Source organism: Ancylomarina euxina, from assembly GCF_003863355.1.
Classification (GTDB): Bacteria; Bacteroidota; Bacteroidia; order Bacteroidales; family Marinifilaceae; genus Ancylomarina; species Ancylomarina euxinus.
In genome coordinates this window covers 1-12,705 of sequence record NZ_QQWG01000019.1, presented here as the reverse complement: position 1 = coordinate 12,705, position 12,705 = coordinate 1, and the positions used below count along the sequence as shown (strand labels likewise).

The following is a 12,705-nucleotide window of genomic DNA, read 5'->3' as shown; positions in this document are numbered from 1 at the left end:
AATGATTCTGACTTATATATTTAAATAATTCGATTCCAAATGCGATTCATGTGTCCTTATTTCTTTAGTGCCTTGATATTTTATTTGCTGCCTATCAGAAAAGGCAGTTACAGAGGCCAAAACCAAGATAAGACCCGTTATGACAGTATTCTTTCTAATCAATCGGAAAGGTCGCCATTTAAAGCCACTTACATTATAGAATAACTCAAACAGCAAAGGAAGAACAAGCATGGTCAGCATGGTTGAGGTGAATAATCCACCAATGACAACGGTAGCCAGTGGGCGCTGAACCTCAGCACCTGCTCCCGTTGATATAGCCATAGGAAGAAAACCCATGGCAGCAGCAGCAGCGGTTAGTATTACAGGTCGCAACCTATCTCTGGTGCCTTGCAATATGAGTTCTTTTATATTTCTATGCCCTTTCTCTTGCAAATCCTTTAGATGCTCTATCAGGATAATACCATTGAGTACAGCAATACCAAAAAGAGCTATAAAACCAATACCGGCCGATACGCTAAATGGCATACCTCTGATCCAAAGGAAAAGAACACCCCCAACGGTTGACAAAGGCACTGCGGTAAAAATCATGATTGCATCCTTTAAGGATTTAAAGGCAAAGTGCAAGAAGATAAAGATGAGTAATAAGGCCAAAGGGACAGCAAACATCAGACGCTTAGTTGCATTCTGAAGATTCTCGAATTGTCCACCATAAATAATATAATTCCCAGGCTTAAGGGAGATATGTCCATCTATCTTAGCCTGAATATCTTCGACGACCGATTGTAGGTCTCTATTACGCACATTAACACTCACCACTACACGGCGATGGGTATTCTCACGTGATATTTTTGCAGGTCCCTCAGAGAATCTAATATCAGCGAGTTGCAACATTGGGATTTGACTGCCATCAGGCAAAGGAATCATCAGATTTTGGATATTATCGATATCCATTCGATTTTGTTTCTGCAGGCGAACTACCAAATCAAAACGTTTTTCACCTTCAAATACACTACCTGAACTCTCACCCCCAAAGGCCATAGATAAATAAGTATTCAAAGTTTCCATATTCAAACCGTACTGAGCTATTTTGCTTCTATGATAGCGTACACTCATTTGAGGCAAACCTTCAGTCTTTTCAAGAATAACATCAGCAGCACCAGGCACATCTTCGATCAGCTTCTTAATCTCTGTGGCCTTTTCATTCAAATAAGTTAAATCTTCTCCAAATACTTTAACGGCGATGTCAGCACGAACACCCGTTATCAGTTCATTAAAACGCATTTCGATGGGTTGGGTAAATTCATATTCGATTCCAGGAATCACCGAAAGGGCGTCCTTAAACTTATCAGCCAATTCTTCCTTGCTTTTAGCCGAAGTCCATTCGCCACGCGCTTTTATTTTGATAATCATATCGATCTCTTCCATCGACATAGGATCGGTGGGCACTTCAGCAGCACCAATACGACAAACGATTTGATCGATCTCAGGAAACTTATCCAACAAGATTTTTTCCATCTGACTTGTCATTTCAACTGTCTTCGAAAGAGATGTTCCTGTTTTTAGAACGGGCTGAATCACAAAATCACCCTCATCGAGAGTCGGAACAAATTCACCCCCCATTCGCGTAAACAAAAATCCAGTCATCACGAAACCAATTAGAGCAGAAGCCAAGACCAGCCTTTTGTGTCCGCAAGTCCATTTCATAACAGGCGTGTACGACCGGTAAGCCAAATTCATGATTTTTTGTGAAATACCATTCGTATTTTGCTTTACAGGTTTCAGAAATAAAGAAGCTGCTACTGGAAGCCAGGTTAAACCCAATATCATAGCACCTATAATGGCGAAACTAAAGGATAAGGCCATGGGTTGAAACATTTTGCCCTCAACACCACGTAATGATAGGATGGGTATGAAAACGATGAGGATAATGATTTGTCCAAATATGGCTGAATTCATCATTTTTGAAGCACCCGTGAATGTTACCTTATCAATTAACCGCTGTCTATCTTCAGGTTTACTCTTATCGAAAACTGCCTGTTGCGTATTAATACGAATGGCAATATATTCCACAATAATAACAGCACCATCGATAATAATCCCAAAGTCGAGAGCCCCCAAACTCATCAGATTCGCATCAATTCCGAAAATATACATCAGAGATAATGTAAAGAGAAGTGCCAAGGGTATCATAGAGGCAATCACCAAGGCTGATCGGATATTTCCTAACAAGAGAATCACGATCAGTATAACAATCAGGCAACCCAGAACCAAATTCTCTACAATGGTAAAAGTGGTTTTTCCAATGAGTTCAGAACGTTCTAGAATAGGATTGATAAAGACACCTTCGGGTAAGCTTTCTTGAACTTCGGCAACACGCTCTTTCACCTCTTTGATAACCACTTTAGAATTGGCATCCTTCAACATCATAATTTGGCCAAGCACTTTTTCACCCTGCCCATTGGCCGTAATGGCTCCAAAACGATTAGCGCAGCCGTAATGGACTTTGGCCACATCCTTTACCAAAATTGGAATACCTGCTTTGTTTTCGATAACAATCTCTTCTATATCGCTTATGGATTTCACCTGACCGTCCCCACGAATGAAATAGCTCTGATTAGTTTTTTCAATATAAGCTCCACCCGATATACTATTATTGGATTTAAGAGCATTGAAAACAGACACAAGCGTTAAATCCATACTTCTAAGACGAATGGGATCAATAGCGACCTCATATTGTTTCAGAAAACCACCCCAACTATTCACCTCAACCACTCCAGGGATTCCCGACAACTGACGCTTAACAATCCAATCTTGTACGGTTCTTAAATCCATGGCCGTGTAGCGATCTTCGTAGCCGGACTTCACATCTAGTATGTACTGATATATTTCACCAAGGCCTGTTGTAATAGGTCCCATCTCTGGCGTTCCAAATCCTTCGGGTATATTAGCAGAGGCAGCTTTAATCTTTTCAGCGATCAACTGCCGTGGTAAAAAAGTTCCAATCTCATCATTAAAGACAATCGTAACGACCGACAAACCAAACTTGGAGATAGAACGTATTTCCTCTACCCCCGGTAGGTTTGCCATCTCCAACTCGACAGGTGCTGTAATGAATTGCTCAATTTCCTGAGTCGATAAATTACCCGATGTGGTTATGACCTGGACTTGATTATTAGTAATATCGGGGACGGCACCAATAGGAATTTTCAGAATAGAATAGACTCCAAACAAGGCAATAGAAAGTGTGAATAGAATTACAATTAGCTTATTTTTAATGCTAAAATCAATGATTTTTTCTAACATGAGCTTGAAGACTTAAGATCTGAAAATCGTAACACATTGTTTTACTCTAGTTTGAAAAAGCTATTCACCGATAGATCATTCCGTCTTCACAACACATCTTATATTATATCTATCAGGCAGTACTCACTCAAACTCATTCTTTCTAGTACAATCCTTAAAAACACCTCTACAAACTTACCACAAGCAGACGCAAACTAAAAACTAGAAAGCTGACTCTCAAATTTATACAATTCGGAAATGTTAAGCTAATTTCTATTGATTTATTTAATATAAAAAAGGTACAGCTTTGAAACTGCACCTTAAAAACATTTATGTATGATACCTAAATCAAAGTTTCTTATCTGCTCAATTTTCTACTAAATGATTAAAATATTTCGCGATTAAAATCATCAGTTTGTCTTTAAAAATTGGCTTGGTAATATAATCGTTACATCCAGATTCTATAGATTTATCTCTATCGCCTAGAAGGCTATAAGCCGTTTGAGCTATAATAATGACATCTTTATTCACATGACGTATTTGACGTGTAGCCTCATAACCATCCAACTCTGGCATCTTTATATCCATCAAAATTAAATCAACATCCTGATTTTCGTAATAAAGTCTAACCGCTTCTTCCCCATTTTTTGCTAAAATTATTTGCCTACTTATGGGTTCTAAAAGCAATTTAATAAAACTCATAGAGATTTTATCATCTTCAACAATTAATACCTTTAATTTCATCTCACTTTCGTTTAATTCGTAGTTTATAAACTCAGATCCATCATCTTCCTTAATTTCAATATCACAAGGTAAGGTAAAATAAAATTTAGACCCAATATTAGGTTTACTTTTTAACCAAATTTCTCCTCCTAACATATTTACATAGGCTTTTGAAATTGATAAACCTAGACCTGCCCCTTCGAAAGCTCTCTTATCTCCCATATCAGCCTGAATAAAACGATCAAATATTGCATCCTGTCTTTCTTCATGAATTCCGATACCATTGTCCTTTACATGAAACTCGATATAATCACCTTTTTTCTCAACATTTATTTTTACACTTCCCTTCAGGCTAAATTTGATGGCATTTTTTATCAAATTTCTAAGTATTGTATAGAGTTTCTCTTTATCAGTTCGTACAATAGAATCTGCTTTAGGTAATAGATTTTCTATGTGCAGTTGAATATTTTTGTTATTTGCCTCTGCTTGAAAAGCATTAAAAACAGATTCAACTTGTTCGTTTATATTAGTTTCGGAAATCAACAACTCCACCTGCCCCGACTCTACTTTTGATATATCTATCAGATCATCCATTATATTCAGCAAACGTGTCCCACTTTGTTCTATCAGTTCAATATATAGATTCTGATCAATATCATTAAAATCGGACTGCTTTAGAATATCTGTAAAACCAAGAATTCCGTTCATTGGTGTACGTATCTCATGACTTATATTAGCCAGAAAAGCTGACTTCAAACGATCACTTTCTTCAGCCCTTTCTTTAGCAATTAGTAGTTCCTTTTCAGCATGCTTCCTTGTGGTAATATCCTCATGTGTAATAACCACATTAGTAACCCTACCCTCATCATCCTTCAAAGGATACATTCTTGAAGATAACCAACGTGTTTCGAGTAATCCTGAATTATAATTTTTGATTTGTATTTCAAATTCTGGCACCCTTACTGAGTGACCTTGAAATGCTTTCTGAACATATTGTAGGTTATCCGATTTTTTAACATCCTTCCCACCTTTAATATTAAACTTATTCAGGGTTTTACTTGAAGGCACTCCCCAAAAATTATTATGAGCTTTATTGACGTATCTTTGTATGCCATCCTCAGAATAGATTTCAATAACATAAGGAGATTCTTGCATCAACAATGACAATCGTTTTTCGCTTTTTCTTAACTTCTCTTCCGCACGTTCTCTTTTCTCAATCTCATTGGATTGAATCAGTATTTTACCCAAATGATGCACGACATTCTGGAGTTCTTTTATAAAAAAATGATCAAAAGCTTTCTTTCTGCCTAATATAAATAAACCGTAACCATTTAAGCATAAGCCATAATAATAAAGATTATTATAGACAAATTCTGGACACTTCTGTCTACTGTCGAGATCTAAAGAGGAAAAGTACTTTTTAACGCTATCCCAATCATCAGATTTTCCTGCTGCAAAAGGCATAACGATTAATTCCTTGATATTTTCATTCTTATCCTTTTTTAGAACTCCAGCCAAAAAACAATTGAGTTTCCTTAAATACAAAGGCAGGCTCTTGTTTAAAATTAGTTGTTCATTCTTCTCAAGGCTAACACTAAAAACAAGTTCCAATAAGATTTCTGCTTGTAAGCATTTTTCTACCATACCCCTAAAACTATAGTTTTGTTATAAATCTCTAAAAATGAATCACCCTCATTGGCAATTTCTCCAATGGTGAGAACACCTGATACATGCTTATCTGCCGCAACTGTTTCTAGCTCTTTTCTATAAAATTCTTTCATAAATAGAACCCGAGAAATACAATCAATACAAAAAAGAGAATCCTGATCCATATTCTCGTTTGATTTAGATAAAGCAAGCACTTGTGCTTTTGATGCACCTTCAATTAACGATTCAATATCGCCATGTAATACCTTTACGTATTCGCCTTCATGAATAGCATCTATAAAATGGAGCCCTTGTGGACATAATTTAAAGGGATCTCGTACAATCATTTCAGCATCTAATTTCTCAATACCTAAAGGATATGACTTAGCAAGTTCTGAGAAATTATCAGAGGTCAAGCTCATGCCAGAATGTACATCTACAATTTCTTTATAAACTTCAAAGGCTGGTCGCCAATTGATTGATTTCACTATATTCCCCAGCGTTTCGGTAATTTTCAACACGCCCGAAAATGAATACCAACCATGAGCCACTCCTAGACTAATGGGCTTATTACCCCAACCTATGACAGCTGAATTTGCATAAATCCCCTGATTATTAATGATACAAGGCACACTTTCTAATCTCAACGAACCTGCTCCTCCGCCAATATAACTGGTATTCATCCCAAAGAAATTGAACAAGGCTTGCATAAAATTCTCTTTATTCTGACTCATAGCATCAACAAATACAAATAATGAACTAAGGGAGTTCATTGAATTGTGTTGTGCTTTTTCGAGTTGACTAAAAAACTCATCAGAATTACCTGATAAATCGAATACTTGCGTGCGTAACTCAAAAGGGAGAGTTAATAACAAAACACCTGTTTTTTTACTCCGACCATTAAATATTAACTCAGGAAAGATGCCTCCTATTAGATTTTTTTTTATCCTTCTAAGTATTGGGTTTAATTGATCCTCTGAAAATTGGTCTTCATCTGCCATCAGAAACAAAATCGATTTTGTTTCGTCCTCAATATCTAACTGAGCGAGATGATTTTCAAGAGAATTTATATCCTCAGATTGAATGTAAAATGATCTCATATCGTATTATTCGTGTTTTAATCTTATCCCTTTTAATGGATTTTGATTAGAAGAGATTACACTAAAGCTAACAATAAATTTTTATTATCGAAAATTCAAAATAATAAATATCAAGCACAAACACTAAGTAAAAACACATTTAACTCGTTATAACATGAATAATTCAACAATGAAAAATTAACCTATACTAATAGATCTTGGGAGCTGATTTATAAAAATGACTTTAATGACTTAATTAAACCTTATGCTCCATTTAGAGTCTTAGCGAAGTGATCTGTAAATAACCAAACCCATTCAATATGAAAACGAAAATTCTTCTAGTCTCTGGCATGATTCTATTTATGACCTCAAGCCTATTCGCTCAAGAATTCCAAGGCAAAGCCTATTACCAAAGCAAAACCACCATTAATGTTGATCTTTCGGGAAGAAATATTCCTGAAAATCGGAAGCAAATGATTAAGGAGCGTATAAAAAAAGCCAATGAAAAAACTTTTATTTTAAACTTCAATCAGCTTGAGTCTATTTATAAAGAAGATGTCAAGCTCGAACAACCTGAAACGAATAGAGGGGGCGGAATGCGATTCGGCATGATGGGTGGTAATAGTGAAAACTATTATAAAAATGTAAAAAAAGGTACTTATGTTGTAAAAAATGATCTCTTTGGAAAGATATTTCTTGTCCAAGATTCCTTACCGAAGTTGAATTGGGAAATGGCAGGAGATACCAAAAAGATTGGAAAATACACGGTATTTAAAGCCACAGCAACAAAAACCATTAAAAGACCTAATATGGGAACACTCTTTAATCGAAATACTGAAAATAAGGAACAAGAATATACTGAAAAAGAAATACAGATTGTGGCATGGTATTCACCTGAGATCCCAATCAACCAAGGTCCTGCGGCCTATTGGGGCTTACCAGGCTTAATTCTTGAGATCAGTGATGATATCACCACGATCTTGTGCTCAGAAATAAACATGAATCCCAAAGAAAAAGTTGAAATAAAATCGCCATCAAAAGGAAAAGTAGTCAATCAGACTAAATATGATGAAATTGCTAAAACTAAGATGAAAGAAATGCGTGAAAACTTCCAAAATATGCGTGGAGGTAGAGAAGGACAAGGTGGTAGACACTAGGCCATATTTAAATAGTCATCAAGTAAAATCACCATACTCTTAACTTATTATATCATGAAGAAATTTATTTCCTCTACCCTACTCTTGTGTGCTTTTTTTACCACTTTCTCACAGAATATCAATCTGAATGGTAAGGTCAAAGACAGTATTGGAACAGGGCTTGAAATGGCCAACATTATAGCTTTAAACGCACAAACAAAAGCTTTGGAGTCCTATTGTGTAACGAACCACAATGGCGAATACAAACTGACTTTAAAAGCCAATACGACTTATAATATTAAAGTTAGTTTTTTGGGCTGTACTCCTGGTGAATTCACAATTTCAACAACAGAAACCGATCTTAGTAAAGATATCACACTAATGGAAGAAAACAGTTTGCTTTCTGAGGTTGATGTAACCTACAAGATGCCAGTATCCGTCAGAGGTGATACCATTGTTTACAATACAGATTCGTTCACAACTGGCACCGAAAAGAAATTGAAAGACGTTCTGGTCGCCCTTCCTGGTGTGGAACTCAACGACGATGGACAAATAGAGGTAGAAGGCAAAAAAGTCCAGAAGATCATGGTTGAAGGCAAAGATTTCTTTGATGGTGACACAAAAATCGCGACTGAAAATATTCCTGCCGATGCTATTGATAAGGTCGAGGTCCTGCGCAACTACAACGAAGTTAATCAGATGCAAGGCCTGACAAATGACACAGATAATATCGCTATGAATATCAAGCTAAAAAAAGGCAAAAAGAATTTTTGGTTTGGTGAACTGACTGCTGGTGCCGGCCCAGATGAAAAATTCCTGGCTCATCCCAAACTATTCTATTACTCTCCTAAGTTTAGCCTCAACCTGATTACTGATATGAATAATATTGGAGAAGTACCTTTTACTCGTCGAGATTATATGAATTTTACGGGTGGCTTTAAAAACTTCAACCGTAATGGTAGCAGTTCTTTTAGTACAGGTTCAAATAGTTTGGGTATCTCAACGGCTCAGAACGATAAAGCCAAGAATATTGACACGAAATTTGCTGCTCTAAACTTCAGCTACTCTCCTAGTAAAACTCTAGATATTAGCGGATTCGGAATATATGCTTATACGGATACTGAAATGAGAACCGAAAGCTCAATTACTTATAAACTAGATAACAATCGTTCGAAGGTTGAGGAAGCGATAAAAGAAAATGATCAGGATGTTAATTTGGGCCTTATTAAGTTTAGCTCGGTTTTTAAACCCAATGCCAACTTTCAATTCGATTATGACATCATGTTAAAACAATCGAATGACGAAGAAGTAGAATCTGTATCTTCTTTGGTAGACAATACCACAGATCTAATCATTCAAAATAAGAAGCAAAAGCCAATTTCTATCAACCAGAATACAAACATCTATTACACTTTAAATGACAGGAATATCTTTACTTTTGAGGCCCAGCATCTGTATCAGAACGAAGATCCTTTTTACAATTCAGTCAGAAACGAATTTGCCTTTGTGGATTTGTTCCCCGTCAATCAGTCTCAAAGCCTTTACAACCTGAATCAAAAGAAGAATATCTTAACGAATAAAGTGGATGCAAAAGTCGATTACTACTATATCACGGGCGATAAAAGCAATATTCAACTTACTTTGGGAACAACCCAAAGTCATCAGAACTTTGATTCAGATATTTTCCAGATTCTTGATGATAAATCGAAACTAGCTATGGAGGGTGATTCATTCGAGAATGATGTAAATTTCAATATTTCTGATCTATTTCTTGGTTTCCACTATAAGCTACAAACTGGTATCTTTACGTTTAATCCAGGTTTAAGTCTGCATCAGTATAAGACTGATAACAAGCAATTAGGAAGCCATTTGACAGATGAATTAACCTCTATATTACCTGATATGTATATCAATGTGCAATTGAAAAAATCAGAAAACCTAAGATTCAACTATAAGATTACAAGAGCCTTTACCGATGTGAGTAAATTTGCACAATCCTACGTTTTAAACAATTACAATTCTGTTTATAGTGGCAATAGAGATCTGGAGAGTTCCCTGAATCACAATATCTCTTTGAATTTCTTCTCATTCAACATGTTTAACTTTACGCACATGTTTGCCAATCTGAATTATACAAAGCGAATAGATGCTCTTAAGAGTGATGTTATTCCAATGGGGACTAATCAGATTACAAGTACAATTAACTCAAATCTGGAAGATGAATCCTTAAGTGCCAATGCACGTTATCAGCGTACTTTTAAGAACTTTAAACTATCTACAAGAGCCAATCTATCCTGGGCAAAAACGAACAACCTAATTAATTCTTTGCCAAGCACATCAGAGTCTTTCTCTCAAAATTATAGTGGGTCGGTTTCAACCAACTTTAAGAAGGCTCCTAATCTAGAACTGGGCTATTCCTATTCGGTGAGCAATTACGACAGAGGTCAAACATCGACCAGCTATTTCACCAAGCGTCCCTATGTCAAATTAGATGCGATTATCCTTAAAGAACTAATTCTAACAGCTGATTATAATTTCTATTCTTACACCAACAAGGAAAACACCATTGATAATGAGTATAGTTTTCTGGAAGCGAACCTACTTTATCAGAAAAAGGATAGCCAGTGGGAATTCGGACTAAAAGGAAAAAATCTTTTAGATACCAAATCCTTAAATCAATCTAGCGAAACAGATTATGCCTATGCATCATCAACCTACTATGTGCAGCCTCGCTACTTCTTATTCACTGTAAAATATAACCTCTAAACATCTCAAGCACCATTCAAGCAAAAAGCACTTCCCTCTCCCGATAGCCATCAGGATAAGGGAAGTGCTTTTTTATTCTATCTAAATTGGAAAAAAGATCTACTTAAATTATCAATCGTCTTGATTTGCGGTACTTCACAGAATATTTTAATTCAAGCTCGTTTGGTATTATATATATCTATTTAACACTGTTGTTTGCAGTGAAAGAGAGATCTCTTTTGAAGTATTGATAATAGATTCCTTTTCTCCTACCATAAGTTCAATGCTCTTATTAGGCAATACTAAAATCAGTTTGTAAACGTCCTTTGTTTCAGCTCTGCGAATCGAAAGGACATTCATCCTTTGAGATCTTATCACCCTAAGTATCTCAAGATAAAGTATTAACTCTATATTTTCCCACTCACCTTTTTTAATCAGAAATAGGCCAATGTATTTTTTTAATCTTCTACTGTCGGTATCAATTATCAATCCCGATTTTAGAAATAAGAATAGCAATGCAATTGGAAAAAACAACATCCCTTTCCAGTCTAGAACAACTATGCGCCATATACTAACAGCAAATAACATAAAGCCTAAAGCAATAAAATTGAATGGTAGTCTTCCCGTTTTGTAGTTCAATACCATTTCCTAGTCATTTAAAGATTTTAAACGATCTGTACTCTATTTTTTTTGTACCATAGCCGTTGTTTGTTCCCTCGGCATAACAATCTGAGTTTTTTTTCAAATTACTACTTTAAAAGTGTAAACGATGTGCCTTGACCATATCAAATTACAGCCGACGTTGGCTAGATGAGGCGTATGGAAAATTAACCAATCGAAACCTCCAAAACACTACTGAGCCAAATCAAAGATTTGGCGGTGATCAATTACCCTCCTACACTTCCTAAAAACTACGAACGCCATATGCTTTATACTAGCATGTTGTAGTGCGTTATTTTATTTTTTCATTTAAAATCTCAATCCATGTATCTCTTTCGTTAACAACAAAATCATATTCGGTACCTTCAATTGTAATAATTTTAATTCCGTTATTTATAAATTTTGCGGTTTTTCTTTTTTGAATTTCTTTGATGTCATAGTATTCTATTTCTGTCTTAAGTGTCGCACACGTCTATGGTATTTTTTATTTATTACCATTTTGGTTTTATGAAATAAAGTGCTGTTCCGTTAGGGGCGTTGAAGTGAATAAATTGTCCACCTTCTTCCTGCCTGTTAATAGTCCTGATAGATAATTTCTCCAATCTGGATTTCGTTTCTTCAAAGTTGTCTGTTGTGAAGCCTATAGAAATATTACCTGCCCCTCCTGTCAGATTGGTGTCGCTGGTTGGATGCTGTCCAATAACAATACCAGTCGCTGTCAACTGAGCATAATGATTATCCCATCGATTTTTAACTTTCAAACCAATAGATTCGTATAATGAAATGGATTTGTCCATATCTTTAATGTTTATGGTTATGTTTGATTCTTTTATAATCATATGATTAATAGTTTTATTTTTATTCCTTTTAGTTTGTGTCTTACACAGGTGTATGTACAGGGAGATAATTTACAGTTGTACAAGTCACATGACTGACACTATATGCCTCGACCGTAACATTTTAGCTACTTAAAACTCCTTTATTCGCAAAAAATCAAACGCATACTAAAAGTTCAATCAATCCTTTTCTGATAATGATTAACAGACTATTAGAAGCCCGCAAATCTATGAAATAAGTTGATCAATAATATCAAGTCTCCAAAAAAAATGAGCTAAGAAAAAATGAAGCTTTTTGTTTTAAAGTTGCCTCTCCATTCAAGCAGCCTCTGTTTTATAAAAAGATGAACTCAGGCAGGCTTTAAAAACTTCTACTTGAAATCTCAATGATAATCGAGTAGGTAGGGGGATTACTCCCCCGCCCTCTCACACCACCGTGCGTACTCTCGTACACGGCGGTTTCGAATAAAGTTTGAACTGTTTATAGATAACTGACATATTATATAATCCTAAATCTATGAACCATTGTAGATTCATAGCCTGATGAGCTTGAGGACAACCTGATAATCGCCACCATCCTTTTCCTGATAGGGCTAA

7 protein-coding genes are annotated in these 12,705 nt (G+C 35.8%); 2 read left to right on the top strand and 5 right to left on the bottom strand.

All coding sequences use genetic code 11. The annotated features are described in order from the left end of the window. Positions 1–12: 12 nt before the first annotated feature. From DWB61_RS14730 to DWB61_RS14720, 3 genes are all read right to left on the bottom strand, one after another. Positions 13–3,303 carry an efflux RND transporter permease subunit gene (locus DWB61_RS14730; protein WP_125031680.1) on the bottom strand — a complete coding sequence of 1,097 codons (3,291 nt, stop codon included), beginning with the start codon at positions 3,301–3,303 and terminating at the stop codon, positions 13–15. Between the two features lie 345 nt (positions 3,304–3,648). Continuing rightward, positions 3,649–5,649 carry a hybrid sensor histidine kinase/response regulator gene (locus DWB61_RS14725; RefSeq protein ID WP_125031679.1) on the bottom strand — a complete coding sequence of 667 codons (2,001 nt, stop codon included), beginning with the start codon at positions 5,647–5,649 and terminating at the stop codon, positions 3,649–3,651. Then, positions 5,643–6,752: an FIST signal transduction protein gene (locus DWB61_RS14720; RefSeq protein ID WP_125031678.1), complete on the bottom strand. Its 1,110-nt coding sequence runs from the start codon at positions 6,750–6,752 to the stop codon at positions 5,643–5,645. The genes DWB61_RS14725 and DWB61_RS14720 overlap by 7 nt, the downstream gene beginning before the upstream one ends. A 299-nt stretch (positions 6,753–7,051) precedes the next feature. On the opposite strand from DWB61_RS14720, the gene DWB61_RS14715 reads away from it, so the two are divergent. Both DWB61_RS14715 and DWB61_RS14710 read left to right on the top strand, forming a co-directional pair. Further along, positions 7,052–7,888: a GLPGLI family protein gene (locus DWB61_RS14715; RefSeq protein ID WP_125031677.1), complete on the top strand. Its 837-nt coding sequence runs from the start codon at positions 7,052–7,054 to the stop codon at positions 7,886–7,888. Between the two features lie 54 nt (positions 7,889–7,942). Continuing rightward, positions 7,943–10,633 carry a carboxypeptidase-like regulatory domain-containing protein gene (locus DWB61_RS14710; RefSeq protein ID WP_156190155.1) on the top strand — a complete coding sequence of 897 codons (2,691 nt, stop codon included), beginning with the start codon at positions 7,943–7,945 and terminating at the stop codon, positions 10,631–10,633. Positions 10,634–10,801: 168 nt separating this feature from the next. Here DWB61_RS14710 and DWB61_RS14705 read toward each other — a convergent pair whose 3' ends face one another. Beyond that, a complete protein-coding gene (locus DWB61_RS14705; protein WP_125031676.1) occupies positions 10,802–11,257 on the bottom strand; it encodes a hypothetical protein in 456 nt (151 codons plus the stop codon). Between the two features lie 506 nt (positions 11,258–11,763). Then, positions 11,764–12,111, bottom strand: a complete 348-nt coding sequence (locus DWB61_RS14700) for a VOC family protein (protein WP_125031675.1) — start codon at positions 12,109–12,111, stop codon at positions 11,764–11,766. Positions 12,112–12,705: the final 594 nt, after the last annotated feature.

Bases quoted from the DNA above. Each gene is read 5' to 3' on its own strand.
- DWB61_RS14730 (WP_125031680.1), bottom strand. From the start codon at position 3,303: ATGTTAGAAAAAATCATTGATTTTAGCATTAAAAATAAGCTAATTGTA.
- DWB61_RS14725 (WP_125031679.1), bottom strand. From the start codon at position 5,649: ATGGTAGAAAAATGCTTACAAGCAGAAATCTTATTGGAACTTGTTTTT.
- DWB61_RS14720 (WP_125031678.1), bottom strand. From the start codon at position 6,752: ATGAGATCATTTTACATTCAATCTGAGGATATAAATTCTCTTGAAAAT.
- DWB61_RS14715 (WP_125031677.1), top strand. From the start codon at position 7,052: ATGAAAACGAAAATTCTTCTAGTCTCTGGCATGATTCTATTTATGACC.
- DWB61_RS14710 (WP_156190155.1), top strand. From the start codon at position 7,943: ATGAAGAAATTTATTTCCTCTACCCTACTCTTGTGTGCTTTTTTTACC.
- DWB61_RS14705 (WP_125031676.1), bottom strand. From the start codon at position 11,257: ATGGTATTGAACTACAAAACGGGAAGACTACCATTCAATTTTATTGCT.
- DWB61_RS14700 (WP_125031675.1), bottom strand. From the start codon at position 12,111: ATGATTATAAAAGAATCAAACATAACCATAAACATTAAAGATATGGAC.